Here is a 20,315-nt window from a genome sequence, read left to right as displayed (position 1 = left end):
CGTTTCCAAGGAAGAGGCGATATCGCGGCCGCCCGCCGCTTGACCGCCTCGCGCGGTGCGGTCATTGCCCACCTTATGAACATTCTCCTCGTCGGATCGGGCGGGCGTGAACACGCCCTGGCCTGGAAGATCGCCCAGTCGCCGTTGGTCACCCGCCTTGTCGCCGCGCCCGGCAATCCCGGGATCGAGGCCGTGTGCGAGCTTCGTCCGGTCAAGGCCGACGACGCCGAGGGCCTGGCGGCCCTGGCGCGCGAGATCAAGGCGGACCTGGTGGTGGTCGGGCCGGAGGTCGCCCTGGCGGCCGGTCTGGCGGACCGGCTGGCCGCCGCCGGCATCCCCTGTTTCGGCCCCACCGCCAAGGCCGCGCAGCTGGAGACGTCCAAGGCCTTTTCCAAGGCCTTCCTGGAGCGTCATTCCATCCCCACCGCCGGCTACGGCGTCTATGAGACGGTTCAGGAGGCCAAGGCCGCGCTCGACGCCTTCCAGCCGCCCTATGTCATCAAGGCCGACGGCCTGGCCGCCGGCAAGGGCGTGGCCATCAGCCCGGATCGCGCCGACGCCGAGGCCGAGGTCGAGCGCATGCTGGGCGGCCGCTTCGGCGCCGCCGGCGCCCGCGTGGTGATCGAAGAGTTCATGGACGGCGAGGAAGGCTCCCTTTTCGCCCTGTGCGACGGCAAACAGGCTGTCCTGTTCGGCGGCGCCCAGGACCACAAACGCGCCTTCGACGGCGACACCGGACCCAACACCGGCGGCATGGGCGCCTATTCACCGGCCCCGGTCTTCACCGCCGACCTGGTCCAGCAGGCTGACGAACGCATCGTTCAGCCCACCATCCGCAAGATGGCCGTCGAGGGCGCCCCCTATCGCGGTGTCCTCTACGCCGGGCTGATGGCCACGACCGACGGACCCAAGGTGGTCGAGTTCAACGCCCGCTTCGGCGACCCGGAATGCCAGGTGCTGATGATGCGCATGGCCGGGGACATCGTTCCCTATCTGCTGGCTTGCGCGCGGGGCGACGTCTCCGGCCTGCCGGCCCCGGCGTTCAAGCCCCAGACGGTCATCTGCGTGGTCATGGCGGCCAAGGGCTATCCCGACAGTCCGCTGGAAGGCTCCATCATCCGCGGCGCCGATCAGGACTTCGGTCCCCACGTCCAAGTCTTCCACGCCGGGACCAAGCGCCGCGACGACGGCCAGCTCTGCGCCGCCGGCGGCCGCGTCCTGAACGTCTGCGCCGAGGGCGACGACATCGCCCAGGCCCGCGAGCGCGCCTACGACGCCATCAAGAAGATCGACTGGCCCGGCGGCTTCAACCGCGCCGACATCGGCTGGCGGGCCCTGGGCCGGGGCTGACCGTATCGGCGGGGTGTGGTAGGCTCGCGCCATGGCTGATCCCGCGTACCACGAAGATGACGACGAGCCGGGCGTCTTCGACATCGCCGACGACGCGGCGGACGAGGCGGCGACCCTGCGTGGCCTCGCCGACGCCGAGGCCGGGCGGGTCGTGAGCCATGAAGCCGTAAAGCGGTGGCTTCTGTCTTGGGGAACGGACAATCCGCTCCCGCCGCCGAAATGCGGCGAGTAGTCTGGACCGAGCAAGCTCGGGAAGACCTGATCGCCATCCAATCCTATGTGCAAGGTTTCAGCCCGCCAGCGGCGATTCGCCTGGCGGTTCGCCTGATCGATCTGGCCGAAAGTCTGAGCGCCTTTCCGGATCGCGGCAGGCAAATACGCCATGGGCTTCGCGAGGCGGTCTCGATCCGCCCCTATGTGATCCGCTACGCCATCCTGCCCAGCGAGATTCGCATAATCCCCATCCGCCACTCGGCCCGACGGCCCGAGGGATAGGCCTTACGCCCAGGCGAACAGCAGCCGGCCTTCGCCCATCCGCTCGCGCAGCTCCGGCAAGTCGGTATGGGCCACCGAGAAACAGCCGTAGCTGCGGCCCAGCTTGCCTTCGCGCGCCAGGAAGTCCGGGTCGGCGTAGTCGGCGCCGTGAACGATGATGGCGCGTTCGCGGGCCTTGTCATTGGTGTATTCCAGCCCGTCCAGCAGGACGTTCGGCCCCTGCTGCTTGCCCCAGCTGGCGCCGGCCGTGGCGTAGGCGCCGATCGAGGACATGTTGGAATCGGGCGTGTTGGAAAAGCGGCGCGCATAGCCGGAATGGTCGGGGTCGGAGCCCCGGCCGTGGCAGGTCCGCAGCACCTTGACCTCGCCTGCGATCAGATCGACCTCGTACAGCCGCTCGTCGCCCGAGAACTTCTTGAAATCGACCAGATACATCCGGTCACGCAGGGGGAGTTTGCGGTGGTGGATGTCCAGGGCCGCCATGGCCCGGTCCATCAGATCTTTCGGAACGGCGCCGCGAGGATCCAGCGGCGGCGGGGTCACGCTGACGGTCTGAACCGGGGGAACGACCACCGGGGCCGCGACGGGCTGGAGCGCCGCCGTCGTCACGGGGGCCGTGGCGCTGGCGCTGGCGCACCCCGCCAGCATGGCCGAGCCGCCCAGAATGAGTCCTCGTCTCGAAAGCCGCATGCGACGCCCTCGTTGCGGTTTGTCTTCGGAGGTGTTTGTTTCAAACCGTTACGACCGAGGCAACCTGAGCCTTGTGGGGCGATTTTGCGGCGAGGCGTCGCGGGAGGGCGATCAATGAAGCGTTTGATCCTGGCTTTGTCGGTGCTGCTGGCGTCCGCTTCGGCGGCGGCGGCTCAGCAAACCCCCGCAGGGGTTGGACTTTCCGGACCCCCTGTGGTCACCTTCGTCGAGGTGGGGCGGCTGCTGGCGGATCCGTCGAACAGCGTTGTGCAGCGCAGTAAAACTCTCGTGATCAGCGGGAACCAAGTCGTCGATATTCGCGACGGCTTCGTCGGCGATCCGGCGCAGGGCCGGGTCATCGACCTGCGGGACTCCTTCGTTTTGCCGGGGCTGATCGACAGCCACGTCCACCTGACCGGCCAGCAAAACCCCAATTCGCGGCTGGAGGAGGTGACCCAGTCAGAGGCCGCCCAGGCCATGGTCGGCGCCCGCTATGCGCGCCGCACCCTGATGGCGGGCTTCACCACCGTCGCCGATCTCGGGGCCGACAACGAAGCGATCTTCGCCCTGCGCGAGGCGGTGAAGGCGGGCGACGTGCCGGGGCCGCGCATCATTGCAGCGGGCTCGGCCGTGTCGGTTCACGGCGGCCACGGCGACGCCAACGGCTTCCGCGCCGACGTCCTGCACCTGCTGTCGCCCGAAAGCGTCTGTTCGGGACCGGAAGACTGTATGCGCGCGGTCCGCACCCAGATCCGCGCCGGCGCCGACATCATCAAGATCACGGCCACCGGCGGGGTCCTGTCCAACACCGCCGCCGGTCTGAACCAGCAGTTCAGTGATCCCGAACTGACCGCCATCGTTGAAAGCGCTCACCGGATGGGCCGCCAGGTCACGGCTCACGCTCACGGCGTCGACGGCATCAACGCCTTCCTGCGCGCCGGCGGCGATTCCATCGAACACGGCACCTATCTGGACGACCAGTCGATCCGCCTGTTCAAGCAGAACGGCGCCTGGCTCGTGCCGACCCTGCTGGCGGGGGATTTCGTCGCGCGCGTCGCCTCCGGGCCAGACAATTTCTTCACTCCCGCCCAGACCGCCAAGGCGCTGGAGGCGGGGCCGAAGATGCTGGAGATGGCGCGCCGCGCCCACCAGGGCGGCGTCAAAATCGCCTTCGGCACCGACAGCGGCGTCTCCGCCCACGGCGACAACGCCAAGGAGTTCGCCCTCTTGGTCCGCGCCGGCCTGACTCCGCTGGAGGCCGTCCAGGCCGCCACCGTCGGCGCCGCCGAACATCTGCGCATCTCCAGCGAGGCCGGGCGGATCGCGCCGGGCATGCCGGCCGACATCGTCGCCGTCTCCGGCGATCCCCTGAGCGACGTCACCGAGCTGGAGCGGATGAGGTTCGTAATGAAGGGCGGCGTGGTCTACCGCGCCGACTGAACAGCCTGGGTCAGGAAGGCGGCGAAGCCGGCCTCATCCTCAAACCGGGCGACGACCGGCCAGGCGGTCACATGCGCGCGCTGATCGGGCGTCAGCCGCACCCAGTCCTTTTCTGTGGTGACAAGGCCGGCCCGAAAGACCGCCGCCCGATCTTTCAAGAACGCCATATCCTTGTCGCTGTAGGCCGCATGGTCAGGGAACGGGACGAAGTCGACCAGATCGCAGCCCGCCGCCTTCAGCGACCGCTCGACCTTCCACGGCTTGGCGATGCCGGCGAAGCCGACCTGTGGGCCGGTCGGGGGCGGACCCTGCGGCGTCAGTCTCGCGAGATAGATCGGCAGACCCTCGAAGACCGCCAGCAGTTCAGGATCGGCTGTCTCCAGATCGGTCGGCAGCATCACCACAACGGCGTCGGCGCGCGCCAGCCCCGCTTTCAAAGGCTCGCGCATCGGGCCGGACGGAAATACCGAGCCGTCCCCGAACGGCCATTCGTCGCCGCGGGTCTCTCCATCCACGACGATCAGGCTGACGGTCTTCTTCAAGGCGGGGTTCTGGTGTCCGTCGTCCAGCACCAGGGCGTCGGCCCCGTCCGTAACGGCCGCCTCGGCGCCGGCGACCCGATCTCGTGAAATCCAGACCGGCGCGTCCCTGGTCAGCATCAGGGGTTCGTCGCCGACGTCCTCGGCCGTATGCAAGGCGGGATCGACGCGGACCGGCCCTTCCAGCCGCCCGCCATAGCCGCGCGACAGGCCCCGGGCCTCCACCCCCGCCGCGCGCAGCAGCCGCAGCGCCTCGCGCGCAACCGGCGTTTTGCCCGATCCGCCGACCGTCAGATTGCCGACCGAAATCACCGCGCAGCCGGGATCAAGGGGAACGGTGCGCGCGATGCGCCGCGCCGTCACCCCAGCCCAGATCCAGCCCAGCGGCTTCAACAGGGTGCGCGTCATCCGGGCGTGATCGCGGTCGCGCACATACCACCAGCGGGGCGTGTTCAGCTTCATCGCCGGGGTCTCTTCTGCGGCGTGAGCGGAGCGAGCCAGGACCATAGCCGCTCCAGATCCCCGCCCGCCTCCGCCGCCGCGCGGCGGGCGCGCTCGCCCATGGCCTTTGCCGCCGCCGGATCGGCCAACAGGGGGCCTATCGCCTGGGGCAGGTCCCAAGGCGCCTGGACGGGGATCAGCCCGCCCGACTGGGCCAGGGCCGCCGTCACGCTGGCCCAGTTGGAGGCGTCCGGTCCCGTCACGACGGGCCGCCCCAGCCGCGCGGGCTCCAGCGGATTGTGACCGCCGACCGCCGGCAAGCCCAGGGCGGGGGCGAAGGAGCCGCCCATCACCACCACATCGGCCAGACGCAGGAACAGGCCCATCTCGTTCAAGGTGTCGGCCAGATAGACGTCCGTGTCGCGCCCGATGGTCTCGCCCCGCGACCGCATGGCGAAGGCCGCGCCGTCCCGGTGCAGGGCCTCTGCGATCAAGGGGCCGCGCTCAGGGTGGCGCGGCAGCAGGATCAGGCAGACGCGCTCGCTCAGCTTGTCCAGGGCGCGGACGATGGCGATCTCCTCGCCCTCATGGGTGCTGGCGGCGACGATGACCGGCCGGTCGCCGATGGCGGCGCTCAGACGGCTGAAGGCGGCCGTATCATGGGGCAGGGGCTCGCCCGCCAGCTTCAGATTGACCAGGTCGTCGATGCGGGCGCCCATTCGCTCCAGCCGTTCGGCGGAAGCGGCGTCCTGGGGCAGGACCAGGTCGAAGGCGCGCGTCACCGCCTGCGCCGAGGCGGGAAACCGGCTCCAGCCCTCGACCGTCTTTTCGGTGATGCGGGCGCTGACCAGGGCCAGCTTCACCCCGCGCCGGTGGGCCTCCAGCAGCAGATTGGGCCATAGTTCGCTCTCGACGAAGACCGCCAGCCCAGGCCGCCAGTGATCCAGGAAACGGCCGACCGCGCCCGGTCCGTCCACCGGCGCATATTGGTGGATCACCCCCTTCGGCAGCCGGTCCTCAAGAATCCGCGCGGACGTCACCGTGCCCGACGTCACCAGAACCGTCAGGTCCGGCCGCGCCTTTACGAACCGTTCGACCAGGGGCAGCAGGGACAGGGTCTCGCCCACGCTGACGCCGTGCAGCCAGACCAGGTCGCCCTCGGGCCGTTCGATCCGGGTAAAGCCCATCCGTTCATCGACACGGGCGGGGTCCTCCTTGCCTCTTGCGGCGCGGGCGTCCAGCAGGCGCGGCGCCAGGGGCTCCAGGGCGCGGGTCAGCAGCCGATAGGCCAGCAGGGGCAGGGGCGTCACGGCTTCAAACCCGTGATCGCATCCGCCCGCGCCTCGACCGCATTCAGCCGCGCCGTCCAGTCGCGCGTCACCTGGGCCATGTCGGCTCCCTCGGGATAGTCGGCCCGATCCCAGACAATGGCGCCCTTGCCGAACGGCAGGGGCAGGACCGCTCGATCCCAGCTGTTCAGCCGGATCGCCGGATTGCAGGACAGGCCGATGAACAGGACAGGGGCGCCGGACAGTTTCGCCATCAGCGGCAGGCCCTCGGCCATGATGTTGACCGGGCCGCGCGGGCCGTCCGGGGTGATGGCCAGGGCGCCGACCTTGAGCTGCTTCAGCCCGTCGCGCAGGGCCTGGGAGCCGCCCTTGGCCTTCTGCGCCTTGTCCTTATTGGCCGATGAGCCGCGCACGGCGGGAAAGCCCTGGCGCGCCACCGCCTTGGCGATGAACTCCCCGTCGGCCGACAGAGAGATCAGGGCCTTGGCCGGCTGGGCTCGGTCCAGCGGCCAGCAGGCGGGCGACAGGCCAATGCGCGAATGCCAGAAGACGCACAGAACCCCGCCGCCCTGCGCCCAGACAGCCTCGGCCGCCTGCTGATTCTCATGGGTCCAGCGGATGGTGGCGAAACAGACCTGCATCCATCTGGCCAGGGTCCAGGCCAGGGCGGACTGGATGATCGGATTGCGCAGCGGCCTCACGCGACGGCCTCGACCGCCGGGGTTCCGTCCAGCGACTGTTGCCGGGCCAGGCGGGCGTAGAGTCCGCCACGGGCCACCAGGGCGTCATGCGTCCCTTCCTCGACCACCCGCCCGGCCTCGATCACATAGATGCGGTCGGCGTTCCTGACGGTGGACAGGCGGTGGGCGATCATCAGGGTGGCGCGCCCCTCCATCAACCGCTCCAGCGCCGCCTGGACCAGGGCCTCGCTCTCGGTGTCCAGGGCGCTGGTCGCCTCGTCCAGCAGCAGGATCGGCGCGTCCTTCAGAAAGGCGCGGGCGATGGCGATCCGCTGGCGCTGCCCTCCCGAAAGGCGCAGGCCCGCCTCGCCCGCACGGGTGGCGTAACCGTCCGGCAGGCCCGTGATGAAGTCATGGGCGGCGGCGGACCGCGCGGCGTCCTCGATCTGGGCTTGCGTCGCGCCCGGCCGGCCATAGGCGATGTTGGCGGCGATGGTTTCGTCGAACAGGAAGGGCTCCTGGGTCACGAGGGCGATGTGGTCGCGCAGATCGCTGATCCGCACCTGACGGATATCCATCCCGTTCAGCCGCACCGCCCCGGCCGTGACGTCATAGAAGCGCGGCAACAGGCTGAGGATGGTGCTCTTGCCGCCGCCGGAGGGGCCGACCAGGGCGACCGTCTCGCCCGGCGCGACCCGCAGGGAGACGGCGTCCAGGGTCGGGGCGTCCGTCCCCGCATAGGCGAAGGACACCTGATCCAGCGCCACCTCGACCGGGCCGGACGGCAGGGTCTCGGCGTCGGCCGCCTCACGGATTTCCGGCTCGATGTCCAGGGCGGCGAACAGGCGACGCGCGGCGGTGAAGCCTTCGCTCATCACCGTGGCCAGGTTCGTGACCTGGCGCAGCGACTGGCCGGCCGCCAGCAACAGGCCGATGAAGGCGGCGAACCCGCCCACCGTCATCTCGCCCGACTGGGCCCGCCATCCGGCATAGGCCATGACGGCGGCGACGACGACATAGGCGACCAGATCGCTGGACGGGCCGGCGAAGGCGCGGGCGTTGGCGCCCTTGATGACGTGGCGCTGGCGACGGGCCACCACCTCGGCCACGCGATCCTGCTCGGCCGCCTCGCGGTTCTCGATCTTGATCAGGCGAACCCCGTCCAGATTCTCCATCAGGGCGGTGGACAGGTTCTCGGTCTCGGCCATGGCGCCGACGGCGGCCTTGCGCGTCCTTCGCCCGAACCGGCGCAGCACCAGGGCCACCAGGGGCACGCCCAGCAGGACCACCATGGTCAGCTGCCAATCAATGATCCCCATATAGATCAGCACCGCGATCAGGGTCAGCAGGTTCTGGGTGTAGTTGACCACGCCCGAGGTGAAGGCCTCGCGCACCAGATTGGCGTCGAACAGGACCGAGGAGACGAAGCCGCCCGAATGCTGGCTGCGCAGTCGGGCCAGATCGGCGCGGATCATGGCGCCGAACAGGCGGATCTGGATGTCGCCGACGATCGTATGGCCCAGTCGATTGACCAGGGCGGCCTGCCCCAGGGCCGCCAGGGTCCGCACCACCGCCACCGTCAGAATGGCGGCGGGGATGACGATCAGGGCCTCGTCCGCCGGGAAGCGGAAACGGCCGAACAGGACGATCGGCTGGTCGCCGCCGAGGAACAGGCCGTTCACCGCCGGCTCCAGCAGCTTCAGCAGGGCCGCCGTCAGCAGACCTGTCGTGGCGGCGCACAGGATCGACAGGATCAATGATCCCTTGCGGCTGCTCAGATAGTCTCGCCAGATCCGCGCCAGCAGGGCGCGCAGGGGCATGGAGGGGGCGGGCTCGCTCATCGGCCCTTCGGTCGTCTGAGCCGCCCCTCAAGTCAAGGCTTGTCAGGCGCCGGCGTCAGCGGACGCCCCGCCTCGTCGGCCCGGATCAGGGTTTCGCCCGGGGCATCATCGATCCTCATCGCCGGGGGGACGGTCGGATTGGAGGCGTAGCGTCGCCCGTCGAACGGCACGGCGGCCTCATAGCCCTGGATGATCCCGCCGCCCGCCACTTGCACGCCCAGAGCGCGCCGGCCGTGATCCTCGCGTTCCAGAAGACGAATGGGCGCGCGGGCCACGCTGATCTCGCCGACCGAGCGATAGGAGGACCCGTCGCGGTCCAGAACCAGCAGGCGGCATCCGCCCGATCCGCACCAGGTCGGTCCGGTCAGATAGACCAAAGCCGTCTTGCCGTCGGGGGTGAGGGCGGCGGTGTAGCGGGTCGTGTCCGCCGCCTCGCCGGCGCGCTGTTGCAGATAGGCGATCAGGGACGGGTCTTCAGGCGGCGTGCTCTGGGCGACGGCGCCGCCCGGCAAGGCGACGGCGATGACGGCGGCGAAGATCTTCATGGCGGCCTTTCGGGGTGAGGAGCTTGGATGTCTGAACGCCCAGGTGGTTGAAGATCAAGCGGCCCCTTTCTAAGTAGGGCCGGCAGGTTCGCCTGCGGTGTTCTCAGGGCGGGGTGCGATTCCCCACCGGCGGTAAGGCGGCGACGCCAAGCCCGCGAGCGCTCCCCCCGCTTGGGGAGGTCAGCAGATCCGGTGCGATTCCGGGGCCGACGGTATAGTCCGGATGAAAGAGAACGGGACCCAACGCCTCGCGGCGTGCGTCGCTCTTGCTGAGCGGCGGGCGCGGCGCGTCGTCGCCCGTAACCCTGGAAAACTGGTTACGGAAAGGACGACCAATTGAACCAGATTTCCTCGTCTTCGCTTCGCGCCCCCGCCTTGGGGGCGCTGTTGATGCTGTCGGCCAGTCTCGTCTTCGCCTGCGGCAATATCCTGCAATCCCTTTTGCCCCAACGGTTCGGCATGAGTTCGACCGGAATGGCCTTCTGGCAGTATCTGATCGCCTCGGTCCTGATGCTGCCCATCGTTCTGCGGATCGGCCTGAACAGGCTGAGGACGCGCCGTCCTCTGGCCCATCTGATCCGCGCCTTCGCCTCGGCCCTGGGCGTCCATGTCTTCGTCTACGGCTTCGCCTCGGGCGTGCCGATCTGGCAGATGGTGACCCTGCTGGCGACCGGCCCCCTGTTCGTCATCATCGGCTCGACCCTGTGTCTGGGCGAGCGGGTGTCGAGCCCCCGGATCGTCGCGGCCATGGTCGGCTTTCTCGGCGCCGTGATCGTTTCGGGGGTCGGGTCCGAAAGCCTGGGGTGGGCCGCCCTGACCCCGGTCCTGGCCGCCGCCTTATGGGCCGTCACCGATGTGATGACCCGCTGGCTGGCGAGGGAGGAGACGCCCGAAACCCTGACCCTCTCCCTGCTGGTCCTGATCACGCCCAACCATCTGGCGCTTCTGTTGCTGGCGAACGCCTTCGCCTTCGCCTTGCCGGCCGGGGTGGCGACGGACCTGCCCTTCGCCCTGCCTCAGGGCGCAGGCCTGCTTCTGTTGCTGGCTCTGGGGGGGCTGACGGCGGCGGCGCAATATCTGCTGGCCTTCGCCTACCGGATGGCCGACGCCGCCTATCTGCAGCCCTTCGCGGATCTCAAGGCGCCGCTGGCCGGCCTGGTCGGCTGGCTTCTGCTGGGTCAGACGCCCTCGATCTGGTTCTGGCCCGGCGCCGCCCTGATCGTCGGAGCCTCGATGTTCATCTTCTGGATCGAGGGGCGGAGGCCGCAAGACGGGGCGGCGACGGCCCCGGTCGCAAGCGGAGGATGACGCGGCGGCCCCGGATCGCTATCTGGCGGCCATGGCGCGCTTTGACCTTTCGACCGCAATGGGCCGTTTCCGGGCCCATTGGCATTATTTCTGGGCGGATCACGCCTTTCTGCGCCTGGTCTTCTCCAACGCCCACTGGCTGGGGCCGGACCTTGTCCGCACCAACCAGCCGTCGCCGCGCCAACTGGCCTATTGGAAGTCCAAGGGCGTCAGGACCGTCATCAATCTGCGGGGCGAGCGGGACGAGGGCTATTACTGGCTGGAGAAGGAGGCCTGTGACCGCTTGGGCCTGACCTTGATCGACGCGCCACTGGATTCGCGCGACCCGCCCCAGAGGGATCGCATTCACCGGGCGCGCGACCTATTCAAGACCATCGACTATCCGGTCCTGATCCACTGCAAGTCCGGCGCGGACCGGGCCGGGATGATGGCGGTCTTCTATCGCCACTTTCATCTGGGCGAGCCCATATCGGTCGCCATGAAGCAGTTGTCGAAGAAATATCTGCACTCGCGCGAAGGGCTGACCGGCGTTCTGGACTTTACGCTGGAGAAGTACGTCAAGGAGGTCGAGCCGCAGGGCGTCAGCTTCATCGACTGGGTGGACAGTCCCGACTACGATCCCAAGGCCATCCGCGCCGAGTTCAAGGCCGGGTGGTGGGGCACGCTGTTGACCGAAAAGCTGCTGAGGCGGGAGTAGGGGCCGACACCGTCAGCCCCAGGGGCCGGTCTTCGGTCTTTCGTCGTCTTCGCCGGCCTGGCGCGCCTCGGCGGCCAGTTCGGCGTCCCGTCGCGCCTTGCGTTCGGCCTCCCACCGCTTGAACCAGCGCGCATAGCCGATGTGGCCCCGCAGCGAAAAGCTGAACAGGGCCAGGACAGCCAGCAGGCTGACCAGTTGAAAAATCTGTTGGGGTTCCAGGTTGATCACGGTCGTTCAGCGTCCGTGTCAGGGAACGGGTTCCCGCTCCCTGAGGTCGCACTCAGGCCGCGTCGCCGCGCGGGTCGATCAGCTTGTGGGCGTGCAGGATGAAATAGCGCATATGGGCATTGTCCACGGTCGCCTGGGCGCGCGCCTTCCAGGCCTTCTTGGCTTCGTCATAGCTGCCGTAGGCGCCGACGAACTCGACCTGGGACAGGTCGCGGAAGACGGGCTCCTTCGGGTGGCGCAGTTCGCCGCCGATGACTAGGTGCAGCAGTTGCGTGGGGACGGAGGATTGGTCGACCATCGGATGTCCTTGAAAGGCTCGGGTGGGGCTTTGGCCGGGGCATAGGCCGAGAACGCCTAAGGATCAATGTATGACGGGGTTTTCAGACCCTGCCTTAAGCCGAAAGCGGCACGTTTTTACAGCCGCGCTCCCGTTTGCCCGTCATCGCAGCTTGGGGCATTATGCGGTCATGAGCAGTGATCCGGAAAATCTGACGCTGGTGTTCCTGCGGCGGATCGACGCCAAGATCGATACGCTGGCGCTTGATCTGCGTGAGTTGAAGGAACGAGTCTCCGGCGTCGAAATCGGGCTGACGTCCGTGCGGCGCGATATCGCCGGGTTGGCGGAGACTGACGCTCGCCTCCAGGTGTCTCTGGACCGAATGCGAGACGATGTGGGCCGTATTCAGCGTCGGCTCGACCTGCATGAAGAGCCGGCCGCCTAGGTTTCAGGTCGAAAGCGGCACGTTTTTACAGCGCCGTATGATCAGCGGATGCAGGGCCGGGGCGGCGCAGACCAGACTGGCCTGGCGTGGATCGGCCCGGTTGAACCGCCAGGGGCGGCCGTGGTGGTCGGTGACGCGCGCTCCCGCCTCTTCGGCGATCAGACTGCCCGCCGCCACGTCCCAATCCCATTTCGGCGTCAGGGCCAGGGCGGCGTCGAAGGCGCCGGCCGCTACCAGAGCCATCCGATAGGCCAGGGCGTTGCGCTTGGAAAACCGCAGCGGCGGCCAGGGCTCGTCCCAGTGCGGCCCCTCGATCATCCGGGCGTCGCCCAGCACCGAGGCGTCGTCCAGCGTGTCCACGTCCGAGGCCCGCACCGGGGCGCCGTTGCGCCAGGCGCCGCCGTTCCGAACCGCCGCATAGGTTTCCTGAACCTCCGGCGCATGGATGACGGCGGCGACGACCTGGCCGTCCTCGACCACGGCGATCGGCGTGCACCACCAGGGTTGGCGCTTCATATAGGCCACCGTGCCGTCCACCGGGTCCACCACGAAGATCCGTCGCCTCGACAGGCGGTCCGGCGAATCCGCCGTCTCCTCCGACAGCCAGCCATAGTCAGGCCGGGCGGCCAACAGACGGTCCTTCAGCATGGCGTCCACCGCCAGGTCGCCGCTGGTCACGGGGGAGCCGCCCGCCTTTGACTCGATCTTCAGCCCCGCCTCGCGTTCGGCGACGGCCAGGGCCCCGGCGTCGATCGCCGCCTGGCGGATCAGTTCGAGGTCGGCGTCCAGCTCCGTCATTTGCCCGCTATGGCCACCGCGTCGAACATCAGGCTCGGCACGTTGAAACTGCCCCGGAACTCCAGGTCCGAGCCCCGGACCAGCCGCAGATAGAGGTCGGGCAGCTTGCCCGCCACCGTCACCTCATTGACAGGATAGGCGATCGCGCCGTTCTCGAACCAGAAGCCCGACACCCCGGCGGACCAGTCGCCGGTGTTTCCGTTCAGCGACGGCCCGAACATGGAGGTGACCAGAAGCCCGGTCCCGGCGTCGGCCATCAGCCCGGCCAGGTCGCGCTCGCCCGGCTCCATGTGCAGATTGTGGGTCGAAACCCCCGCCGATCCCGCCAGGCCGCGCGAGGCGTGGCCGGTGGACTCCAGCCCCAACTGCCGGGCCGAGGCGCTGTTCAGCAGCCAGGTGGTCAGCACACCGTCGTCGAACAGGGCGCGGCGCTCGACCACGACCCCTTCATCGTCGAACGGGGTCGATCCCAGGCCGCGCGGCCGGAATGGATCGTCGATCAGGGTCACGCCTTCGGCGAACACCCTCTGGCCCATCCGGTCCTTCAGGAAGGAGGTGCCGCGCGCGATCGACGGCCCCGAAACGGCGCCGATCGCCGGGGAGACGATCTGGCCGGCCATGCGGTTGTCGAAGATGACGGGGGCGGTGGTCGAGGCGATCTTGCGCGCCCCGGTTCGGGCTGCGGCGCGTTGGCCCGCCGTCCGCCCGATGATCTCGGCGCCCGGCAGGTCCGACAGATGCCGGGTCGAGCGGCTCTCGCCGCCGCGCTCCATCGCTCCGTCCTTCTCGGCGATCACTCCGACGCCCAGGGAGAAGGCCGAGCCCTGATAGTCCCCGTCGAATCCATGCGAGGTCACCAGTCGCCAGCGGCTGGACGACCAGGACGCATGTCCGCCCTCGGACCGGGCGACGCCCTTCACGGCCAAAGCCGCGGCCTCTGCCTCGGCGGCGGCCTGCTCCAGCGCTTCCGCACTGCGTTCGCTGGGATCGAACAGGTCCAGTTCGGCGAAGGGCGCCTGCGCCAGCCGATCCTGCGGCGCCAGACCGGCGTGGGGGTCTTCCGGCGCCAGCCGCGCCATGGCCACCGCGCGTTCGACCAAACGTGTGCGAGTCGCCGGCGACAGGTCCGAGGCGGAAACCGAGGCCTGCCGCTGTCCGACGAAGACCCGCAGGCCCAGATCGCGCGACTCTTCGCGTTCGACGTCCTCCAGCCTTCCATTGCGCACCCCGACCGACAGGGCGCTTCGGTCGGCGCTGACCGCCTCGGCGGCGTCCGCGCCGGCTTTCAGCGCGGCCTGGACGATGTCATGCAAAAGATCGGCGGAGGCGGAGGCGTCGCGGGCTTCAGTCATGCCCCGATATGGCGGACCCTTTGCTGCGTCGCAACCTCGCGCCTCACACCACGGCGAAGGCGATCAATCCGACCGCCGCCGTCAGCAGGGCGACCCAGGTCAGCAGCATGCCGATCACCCGACCCAGCGAGGGCCCCGTCTGGAACAGAAGGCCCAGGGCATGGGCCGAGCGCCCCACGAACAGGGTCGCCCCCACGCCATGCACCATCCAGGCGGGCGCTCCGACGGCGGCCAGAAGCAGCATGGCGATCATGCCGGGCGCGGCGTATTCGGCGCAATTGCCGAAGGCGCGGGTGGCGGCCGCGAGGTCCGCGATACCGCCGTCCCCCAGCGACACCATATGTTTGCGGCGGCCGCTGACCACAATGCCCGACAGAACCAGGAGCAGCAGGATCAGCAGGCCGCTCCACAGGGCGGCGGCCTGGACGGCGTACATCATGGGGGTGGTCATGGATCAGTCCTCGCGCCCGACGGGATAGAGCAGATAGCGGTCGTCATAGAAGGGCGTCCGCCTATAGAACCAGGCCAGCCGCGCCTGCGGATCAGCCGCGAACGCCGGTTCGGCCGCCAGCTTGGCCTCGAACTCGGCCTTCAGCGCCGGATCGGCCGCCAGCATCTTCTCGGCCAGGGGCGCGATGGCGTAGGCCTCGATATATTCGACCCGGCTCATGACTTCGGGGAACAGGCCCCAGGCGAAGAAGCTCTCGCTGGACTGCGGCTCCAGCAGCAGAACGACGACGTCGCCCAGCGGCTGGTCAGTGGGCACGCGCACCGAGCCGGTGGGGAAGGTCCAGTCGCGGCGTTCTACCTCGACCGTCTTCACCGAGGCCTGGACGTGGCCCTCGTTGGCCCGCGTCGCCAGTTTCGGCTCGACCAGCCGCAGCATCGACAGGTTCACCGTGCGCGGCGCCGCCAGCGTCTCCATCTCGACGCCGTGGATTTTCAGCCGCTCGATGATGTCGGTGCGATAGCTCGGCACCCAATAGGCGGTCGGGCGGTTCAGGGTCAGCGTCGGCTTGGATCCGTAGAAGGGCATTCGCCACAGCTCGGGATCGGGCTGGCCAAGCCAACGCACCTCGTCGCGACCCGAGGCGGGGCTGTGATACATCTCGTACAGCATCCCCTTGAACGGGCGAGTGGAGGAGGGGGTCTCTTCCGCCTCGAAATTCGCCAGGATCTGCGCCGGCCGCAGGGCCCGGTCCTGATCGGTCGCCGCCTTAAGCGCCGCGCCCTGATCGGCCAGCAGCCGCATCGCCTCCTCGATGAAGACATAGGTCCCCAGCACCCGCTGTTCGTGCGGTTTCAGACTGTGGTTTTCGATCAAGATCGTCGGCACATGGGCTGCGGCGCCCCAGCCGTTGGAGTAGCGTTCGCCCAGGCCGCCGTCCGACAGCCCCTTCTTCGGTTCGTCGTCGTCGATGCCGAACACCAGTTCGCCGGGGATATGGCCTTGGCGCTCCAGGGCCGCGTTCATCGCCGGCTTGAACACCGAATCCAGCCAGGCCGAGCTGTTGGGGGACCGGCTGAACGATCCGTCCTCGCCGTTGAAGCCGTAGGTGACGTCGTACTGGTAATCCAGGCCGTCGGTGACGTGGACGTCCACATAGAGGTCCGGCCGGTACTTCAGGATCAGGCCCCGCACCGCCCGCATTTCGGCCTGATCCAGCTTCAGATAGTCGCGGTTCAGGTTCTGGTTGGTCGCCGTATTGCGCCAGCCCTGAATGCGCGGCCCGCGCTGGTTCGGCCGGGAATAGGCGCCGGCGCGCTCATGCCCGTCCACGCTCAGGATCGGGATCAGGATCAGATTGACCCGGTCCAGCAGGGCGTCCTTGCCGTAAAAGGCGATGTCGCGCAGCACCATCATGCCCGCGTCCTTGCCGTCGATCTCGCCGGGATGGATGCCCGCCTGGATCATCAGCACCGGCTTGGCCGGATCGAAGTTCGCCCCGTCCTTGGAGGCGATCACCGCATAGATGGGCCGCCCCTCGGGCGAGACGCCGAACTGTTCGATCCGGATCAGGTCGCTGGCGGCGTCCAGTCGGTCGAACCAGGCGCGGGTATCGACATAGTTCGGCGAAAAGTCATGGCCCCGATCGGCCTCGAACGGCGTCACCCAGGGATCGCTCGCATCGCGCAGCAGGGCCTTCGACGCCCCGTCCCAGGCCGGCGCGGGCGGCAGGAAGGGCTGGTCCCAGGGCGCGATATTGGAAAGAACGGGCGGACGGCCCGGCGATTGGGACATGGCGGGACTCGAGACTAGGGCCGCGACGGCGGCGAACAGAAGCGCGTGACGCATGGATGAAGTCCTCGACCGATCCGGTCCTTATGGCAAGCCTGCGGGCCTCAGCCGGCGGCGGCGGCGGGCGTGGCCGGGGTGGGGACGGCGAGGGTCGCCGGCATGCAGGCCAAGATCAAATAGATGGCGACGTGCAGGCCCAGCAGGATGGCGAAGGTCCGCCTGCTGCGGGTCAGGGCCGCCGGAACGACCAGCACCAGATACAGGGGATAGGCGATCGCATAGTTGATCAGCAGCATCGCCGCACCCGGCTTGCCGAGTATTTGAGAGATCGAGACCGCCACCATCAGCGTATTGGCCACGGTGGTCAGGATCAGCACGATCCTCTTGTTGCCCCAGAAATGATCGTCCAGGTCCATCCCGTCTTCGATCTGGTGCGGAAAGACCAGGGAGGCCGCGATGAAATAGACCATGGCGATCGCCAGGCCGATCACCAGCATGCCGTAGCTGAACGGGGCGTCGCGGAAGGTGTGCCAGGCGGCGTCCCAGAAGGTGGCGATGTCCAGGCCGACGAACAGGGCCAACAGGGGCGTCAGCCAGCCGATGCGCAGGGTCGTGCGATGCTGGATCGCCGTGGCCAGGCCCGTGGCGATCACCGCCACCGACAACCCGAGCGCTAAGCCATAGAAACTGAAATAGAATTCGAACGCGCTCACCTGTCCCCCGATCTGACGCCACGCCCAGATATGGAGTTATCGCGCTTGTCTTGGCAAGCGCGCCTCGGCGGCCGATCCGCGATCGGCGGACTATTCCTTCGCCACCAGGGACCAGCCGCCCTTTTCAACCAGGGGCGCCGCAGCCCGGCTGATGTTCAGGCCATAATAGGCCAAGAGCGCGATCAGCGCCGCCTTCACGATCCAGGGGCGGCGCGCCAGGGCGGCGATCAGCGTCAGACCGGTGAACAGACTCACGCCGAACCAGAAGAACCAGCTCTTGGCCACCAGATGCAGTTCGCCCTGGGCGGCCGCGACGCCGACGATCAGGCTGGCGACAATGACATTGGCGCTCAGCAGAAGCAGAAGGATGGTGCGCTTGTTGCGCCAGAAATGGGCGTCCAGATCCTCGACCTGATCCTCGTCACGCGGAAAGACCAGGGTGGCCGAGATGTAGAACAGGCCTGCGATCACCAGGCCCAGCATCAGAAGGGCCAGATTGAACGGGGCGGGGCGGAAGATGATCCAGGCCTGGAACCAGAAGGTGGTCACATCCAATGCGGCGAACACCACCAGCAGCGGCGTCAACAGGCCGAAGCGCGGCCTTGGATTACGGTTCAGCGTCCGCGCGAACCCGCCCAGCAGTTCCGCCACCGACAGGCCCAGGATCAGCCCATAGAAGCTGAAGAAGAATTCGAACGCGCTCACATCGCCCCCTCGGCGTGAATCAAGGCTTCCGCCCTATTTCCAGATCGACGTCTTGTCGCCGGGCAGGCCTAGCGTGTCCCAGATGGCGTCGATCCTTTCGACCACCGCCTGGTCCATCCGGATCTCCTCGCCCCATTCGCGCTTGGTCTCGGGCGGCCATTTGTCCGTGGCGTCCAGGCCGATCTTGGAGCCCAGGCCGCTCTCGGGGCTGGCGAAATCCAGATAGTCGATCGGGGTGTTCTCGATCACGGTGATGTCGCGCGCCGGGTCCATCTTGGTCGAGATGGCCCACATGACGTCCTTCCAGTCGCGGGCGTCGATGTCGTGGTCCACGACGATGACCCATTTGGTGTACATGAACTGGCGCAGATAGCTCCAGACGCCCAGCATCACCCGCTTGGCGTGGCCCGGATAGGCCTTCTTCATCGACACCACCGCGATCCGGTAGCTGCACCCCTCGGGCGGCAGCCAGAAGTCGACGATCTCGGGGAACTGCTGGCGCAGCAGGGGAATGAAGACCTCGTTCAGCGCCTCGCCCAACACGCTGGGCTCGTCCGGCGGCCGTCCGGTGAAGGTGGTCAGATAGATGGGGTTCCGCCGCATGGTGACGGCGCTGACCTTGAAGACCGGGAACTTTTCGACCGAGTTGTAATAGCCGGTATGGTCGCCATAGGGGCCTTCGTCCTCGAACTCGTCCAGCAGGACGTGGCCCTCCAGCACGATTTCGGCCTGGGCCGGAACCATCAACGGCACGGTCTTGCACGGGACCAGCTCGGCCTTGGCGCCGCGCATCAGGCCCGCGAACTGATATTCCGACAGGGTGTCCGGCACCGGCGTCACCGCCGCCAGGATGGTCCCCGGATCGGCGCCCAGGACGACGGCGCAGGGCAGGGGCTCCTTGGGCCGCGCCTTCTTGTGCCGGGCGTAGTGCTGGGCCCCGCCGCGATGGGCCAGCCAGCGCATGATCGCCCGGTCCTTGCCCAGGACCTGCATCCGATAGATGCCCAGGTTGAAGTCGTCCTCGCGATCCTCGCTGGGCCCCTTGGTCACGACCAGACCCCAGGTGATCAGGGGCGCCGGCTCGCCGGGCCAGCATGTCTGGACGGGCAGGGCGGTCAGGTCGATCTGGTCGCCCTTCAGCACCACCTCCTGCACCGGCGCCTTTTTCACCGTCTTGGGCCGCATCGACATGACGGTCTGCGCCAGGGGCAGCATCTCCATGGCGTCGCTTAAGCCCCGCGGCGGCGTCGGATTTCTCAGGAAGGCCAGCAGTTCCCCGACCTCGCGCAGCTCGCCCGCCGTCGTGCGGTTCTTGCCCTCCAGCGTCACCCCCATGGCGACCCGTTTCACCGTGCCGAACAGATTGGCCAGGCAGGGGATGGGGCTTATGGTCCCGTCCGGCATGACCGGCTTTTCGAACAGCACCGCCGGGCCGCCGTTGCGCAGCAGCCGGGTCTGGATCTCGGTCATCTCCAGCACGGTGGAGACGGGTTCGGACACCCGCACCAGCTCGCCGTCGGCTTCCAACTGGTCGATGAAGTCACGCAGGGATTTATAGGCCATGGCTCCGCCTAAAGCGCCGGGGCCGAACTGTCACGCCTCGTTCGGCTTAAGACCCGGTCCATCCCGACCAGCGCCGATCCGACCAGCAGGAAAAAGACCAGCAGCCCGCCGAACGTCGCCAGCACCCGGCCCAGCCCCAGGGCGTCAACATTGACGAACCCATAGGGCCACCAGTGGGTGGCGAGCCCGTGACCCAGGGTCCATGCGCCGAAGATCAGCGGAAATCCGAGGGCCTTCACCGGGTCGATCCACCGCAACGCGCCCCTCGGCGTGAACCAAAGCCAGTCCAGCAGGAAGGCGGCCGGCATGAGGTAGTGCAGCACCAGATTGACGGCCAAGGTCAGCCCCTCCGGCCGCCAGTAGGGGGCGATCATGAAATGATACACCAGCCCGACGATCAGAATGTAGGTCGTCACGGCGGCGCGAAAGGTCGGCGACGCCGTCCAGCGGGCCAGGGGCCATGTCGGTTTCAGCAAAGGCCCCGTCAGGGCCAGGGCGACCAGTATATTGGTCAGAATCGTGAAGAAGCTGAAGTACTGGACGGTCCGCGTCGCCACCGCCCAGCCGTCCGCCGGCCCCGCCATCAGCAGATACTGCAACGCCAGCGCCGCCCAGCCGATGACGGCGAAGGCGGCGCGCCACAGACGCGGCCGATCTCTTTCCCGCAACATGCGCGCCTC

23 protein-coding genes and 1 riboswitch are annotated in these 20,315 nt (G+C 68.1%); of the genes, 7 read left to right on the top strand and 16 right to left on the bottom strand.

The annotated features are described in order from the left end of the window. The first annotated feature begins 75 nt into the window (after positions 1–75). The 3 genes from purD to JMT67_RS05600 are packed head-to-tail and all read left to right on the top strand — an operon-like array spanning position 76 to position 1,845. Complete coding sequence (purD, locus tag JMT67_RS05610) at positions 76–1,350, top strand: phosphoribosylamine--glycine ligase (RefSeq protein ID WP_152950711.1); 1,275 nt, start codon at positions 76–78, stop codon at positions 1,348–1,350. A 31-nt stretch (positions 1,351–1,381) separates the two neighbouring features. Continuing rightward, positions 1,382–1,582: a hypothetical protein gene (locus tag JMT67_RS05605; protein WP_007442400.1), complete on the top strand. Its 201-nt coding sequence runs from the start codon at positions 1,382–1,384 to the stop codon at positions 1,580–1,582. Beyond that, positions 1,570–1,845 carry a type II toxin-antitoxin system RelE/ParE family toxin gene (locus tag JMT67_RS05600; RefSeq protein ID WP_201462914.1) on the top strand — a complete coding sequence of 92 codons (276 nt, stop codon included), beginning with the start codon at positions 1,570–1,572 and terminating at the stop codon, positions 1,843–1,845. The genes JMT67_RS05605 and JMT67_RS05600 overlap by 13 nt, the downstream gene beginning before the upstream one ends. Positions 1,846–1,848: 3 nt before the next feature. Here the strand turns inward: JMT67_RS05600 and JMT67_RS05595 are convergent, their stop codons facing one another. Continuing rightward, entirely contained in the window at positions 1,849–2,535 is a 687-nt protein-coding gene (locus tag JMT67_RS05595; RefSeq protein ID WP_054766250.1) for a murein L,D-transpeptidase catalytic domain family protein, read from the bottom strand. Positions 2,536–2,649: 114 nt separating this feature from the next. Between JMT67_RS05595 and JMT67_RS05590 the strand changes: the two genes are divergently transcribed. After that, positions 2,650–3,975: a metal-dependent hydrolase family protein gene (locus JMT67_RS05590; RefSeq protein ID WP_201462913.1), complete on the top strand. Its 1,326-nt coding sequence runs from the start codon at positions 2,650–2,652 to the stop codon at positions 3,973–3,975. Here JMT67_RS05590 and lpxK read toward each other — a convergent pair. The 5 genes from lpxK to JMT67_RS05565 are packed head-to-tail and all read right to left on the bottom strand — an operon-like array spanning position 3,960 to position 9,310. Further along, positions 3,960–4,976, bottom strand: a complete 1,017-nt coding sequence (gene lpxK, locus JMT67_RS05585) for a tetraacyldisaccharide 4'-kinase (RefSeq protein WP_201463981.1) — start codon at positions 4,974–4,976, stop codon at positions 3,960–3,962. The genes JMT67_RS05590 and lpxK overlap by 16 nt on opposite strands. Continuing rightward, the gene (locus JMT67_RS05580; RefSeq protein ID WP_201462912.1) at positions 4,973–6,265 is read right to left on the bottom strand and encodes a 3-deoxy-D-manno-octulosonic acid transferase; all 1,293 of its coding nucleotides are present in this window, start codon (positions 6,263–6,265) and stop codon (positions 4,973–4,975) included. The genes lpxK and JMT67_RS05580 overlap by 4 nt, the downstream gene beginning before the upstream one ends. Then, entirely contained in the window at positions 6,262–6,945 is a 684-nt protein-coding gene (locus JMT67_RS05575; RefSeq protein ID WP_201462911.1) for a lysophospholipid acyltransferase family protein, read from the bottom strand. The genes JMT67_RS05580 and JMT67_RS05575 overlap by 4 nt, the downstream gene beginning before the upstream one ends. After that, the gene (locus JMT67_RS05570) at positions 6,942–8,765 is read right to left on the bottom strand and encodes an ABC transporter ATP-binding protein (RefSeq protein ID WP_201462910.1); all 1,824 of its coding nucleotides are present in this window, start codon (positions 8,763–8,765) and stop codon (positions 6,942–6,944) included. Before JMT67_RS05570 ends, JMT67_RS05575 begins: the two co-directional genes overlap by 4 nt. Positions 8,766–8,797: 32 nt before the next feature. Beyond that, entirely contained in the window at positions 8,798–9,310 is a 513-nt protein-coding gene (locus JMT67_RS05565) for a hypothetical protein (protein WP_183214836.1), read from the bottom strand. A 95-nt stretch (positions 9,311–9,405) separates the two neighbouring features. Continuing rightward, positions 9,406–9,549: riboswitch (FMN riboswitch) on the top strand. A gap of 97 nt (positions 9,550–9,646) precedes the next feature. On the opposite strand from JMT67_RS05565, the gene JMT67_RS05560 reads away from it, so the two are divergent. Continuing rightward, positions 9,647–10,618: a DMT family transporter gene (locus tag JMT67_RS05560; RefSeq protein WP_201462909.1), complete on the top strand. Its 972-nt coding sequence runs from the start codon at positions 9,647–9,649 to the stop codon at positions 10,616–10,618. Positions 10,619–10,649: 31 nt separating this feature from the next. Then, on the top strand, positions 10,650–11,315 hold the full coding sequence (locus JMT67_RS05555) for a fused DSP-PTPase phosphatase/NAD kinase-like protein (RefSeq protein ID WP_201462908.1): 666 nt from the start codon (positions 10,650–10,652) through the stop codon (positions 11,313–11,315). 12 nt (positions 11,316–11,327) lie between these two features. Here the strand turns inward: JMT67_RS05555 and JMT67_RS05550 are convergent, their stop codons facing one another. Together JMT67_RS05550 and JMT67_RS05545 are read right to left on the bottom strand one after the other, a co-directional pair. Continuing rightward, the gene (locus JMT67_RS05550) at positions 11,328–11,543 is read right to left on the bottom strand and encodes a hypothetical protein (protein WP_054766242.1); all 216 of its coding nucleotides are present in this window, start codon (positions 11,541–11,543) and stop codon (positions 11,328–11,330) included. 52 nt (positions 11,544–11,595) lie between these two features. Continuing rightward, entirely contained in the window at positions 11,596–11,841 is a 246-nt protein-coding gene (locus JMT67_RS05545; protein ID WP_152950705.1) for a DUF4170 domain-containing protein, read from the bottom strand. A 70-nt stretch (positions 11,842–11,911) separates the two neighbouring features. Here JMT67_RS05545 and JMT67_RS05540 point away from each other — a divergent pair, with 70 nt between their 5' ends. Beyond that, entirely contained in the window at positions 11,912–12,265 is a 354-nt protein-coding gene (locus tag JMT67_RS05540) for a hypothetical protein (protein WP_201462907.1), read from the top strand. Between the two features lie 3 nt (positions 12,266–12,268). On the opposite strand, the gene JMT67_RS05535 is transcribed toward JMT67_RS05540, so the two are convergent. The 8 genes from JMT67_RS05535 to JMT67_RS05500 all read right to left on the bottom strand — a co-directional run bounded on the left by JMT67_RS05535 (position 12,269) and on the right by JMT67_RS05500 (position 20,306). Continuing rightward, the gene (locus JMT67_RS05535; protein WP_201462906.1) at positions 12,269–13,063 is read right to left on the bottom strand and encodes a 3'(2'),5'-bisphosphate nucleotidase CysQ; all 795 of its coding nucleotides are present in this window, start codon (positions 13,061–13,063) and stop codon (positions 12,269–12,271) included. After that, on the bottom strand, positions 13,060–14,415 hold the full coding sequence (locus JMT67_RS05530) for a TldD/PmbA family protein (protein WP_201462905.1): 1,356 nt from the start codon (positions 14,413–14,415) through the stop codon (positions 13,060–13,062). The genes JMT67_RS05535 and JMT67_RS05530 overlap by 4 nt, the downstream gene beginning before the upstream one ends. A 43-nt stretch (positions 14,416–14,458) precedes the next feature. Next, entirely contained in the window at positions 14,459–14,866 is a 408-nt protein-coding gene (locus JMT67_RS05525; RefSeq protein WP_054766237.1) for an MAPEG family protein, read from the bottom strand. 3 nt (positions 14,867–14,869) lie between these two features. After that, positions 14,870–16,711, bottom strand: coding sequence for a M14 family metallopeptidase (locus tag JMT67_RS05520; RefSeq protein WP_407645719.1), 1,842 nt, complete (start codon positions 16,709–16,711; stop codon positions 14,870–14,872). A 47-nt stretch (positions 16,712–16,758) separates the two neighbouring features. Continuing rightward, on the bottom strand, positions 16,759–17,367 hold the full coding sequence (locus JMT67_RS05515; RefSeq protein WP_201462904.1) for a hypothetical protein: 609 nt from the start codon (positions 17,365–17,367) through the stop codon (positions 16,759–16,761). Between the two features lie 90 nt (positions 17,368–17,457). Continuing rightward, positions 17,458–18,072, bottom strand: coding sequence for a hypothetical protein (locus tag JMT67_RS05510; RefSeq protein ID WP_152950700.1), 615 nt, complete (start codon positions 18,070–18,072; stop codon positions 17,458–17,460). A gap of 33 nt (positions 18,073–18,105) precedes the next feature. Further along, complete coding sequence (locus JMT67_RS05505; protein ID WP_201462903.1) at positions 18,106–19,635, bottom strand: UbiD family decarboxylase; 1,530 nt, start codon at positions 19,633–19,635, stop codon at positions 18,106–18,108. 8 nt (positions 19,636–19,643) lie between these two features. Further along, positions 19,644–20,306: a Pr6Pr family membrane protein gene (locus JMT67_RS05500; protein WP_201462902.1), complete on the bottom strand. Its 663-nt coding sequence runs from the start codon at positions 20,304–20,306 to the stop codon at positions 19,644–19,646. Between the last annotated feature and the right edge of the window lie 9 nt (positions 20,307–20,315).

The organism is Brevundimonas aurantiaca (genome assembly GCF_904830995.1).
GTDB classification, from domain to species: Bacteria; Pseudomonadota; Alphaproteobacteria; order Caulobacterales; family Caulobacteraceae; genus Brevundimonas; species Brevundimonas aurantiaca.
Note: the sequence above shows the minus strand (reverse complement) of the source record. Positions and strands in the feature narration are given on the sequence as shown.

Bases quoted from the DNA above. Each gene is read 5' to 3' on its own strand.
- JMT67_RS05565 (WP_183214836.1), bottom strand. From the start codon at position 9,310: ATGAAGATCTTCGCCGCCGTCATCGCCGTCGCCTTGCCGGGCGGCGCC.
- JMT67_RS05605 (WP_007442400.1), top strand. From the start codon at position 1,382: ATGGCTGATCCCGCGTACCACGAAGATGACGACGAGCCGGGCGTCTTC.
- JMT67_RS05570 (WP_201462910.1), bottom strand. From the start codon at position 8,765: ATGAGCGAGCCCGCCCCCTCCATGCCCCTGCGCGCCCTGCTGGCGCGG.
- JMT67_RS05600 (WP_201462914.1), top strand. From the start codon at position 1,570: ATGCGGCGAGTAGTCTGGACCGAGCAAGCTCGGGAAGACCTGATCGCC.
- JMT67_RS05590 (WP_201462913.1), top strand. From the start codon at position 2,650: ATGAAGCGTTTGATCCTGGCTTTGTCGGTGCTGCTGGCGTCCGCTTCG.
- JMT67_RS05540 (WP_201462907.1), top strand. From the start codon at position 11,912: ATGACGGGGTTTTCAGACCCTGCCTTAAGCCGAAAGCGGCACGTTTTT.
- lpxK (WP_201463981.1), bottom strand. From the start codon at position 4,976: ATGAAGCTGAACACGCCCCGCTGGTGGTATGTGCGCGACCGCGATCAC.
- JMT67_RS05545 (WP_152950705.1), bottom strand. From the start codon at position 11,841: ATGGTCGACCAATCCTCCGTCCCCACGCAACTGCTGCACCTAGTCATC.
- JMT67_RS05520 (WP_407645719.1), bottom strand. From the start codon at position 16,711: ATGCGTCACGCGCTTCTGTTCGCCGCCGTCGCGGCCCTAGTCTCGAGT.
- JMT67_RS05595 (WP_054766250.1), bottom strand. From the start codon at position 2,535: ATGCGGCTTTCGAGACGAGGACTCATTCTGGGCGGCTCGGCCATGCTG.
- JMT67_RS05500 (WP_201462902.1), bottom strand. From the start codon at position 20,306: ATGTTGCGGGAAAGAGATCGGCCGCGTCTGTGGCGCGCCGCCTTCGCC.
- JMT67_RS05525 (WP_054766237.1), bottom strand. From the start codon at position 14,866: ATGACCACCCCCATGATGTACGCCGTCCAGGCCGCCGCCCTGTGGAGC.
- JMT67_RS05505 (WP_201462903.1), bottom strand. From the start codon at position 19,635: ATGGCCTATAAATCCCTGCGTGACTTCATCGACCAGTTGGAAGCCGAC.
- JMT67_RS05535 (WP_201462906.1), bottom strand. From the start codon at position 13,063: ATGACGGAGCTGGACGCCGACCTCGAACTGATCCGCCAGGCGGCGATC.
- purD (WP_152950711.1), top strand. From the start codon at position 76: ATGAACATTCTCCTCGTCGGATCGGGCGGGCGTGAACACGCCCTGGCC.
- JMT67_RS05555 (WP_201462908.1), top strand. From the start codon at position 10,650: ATGGCGCGCTTTGACCTTTCGACCGCAATGGGCCGTTTCCGGGCCCAT.
- JMT67_RS05530 (WP_201462905.1), bottom strand. From the start codon at position 14,415: ATGACTGAAGCCCGCGACGCCTCCGCCTCCGCCGATCTTTTGCATGAC.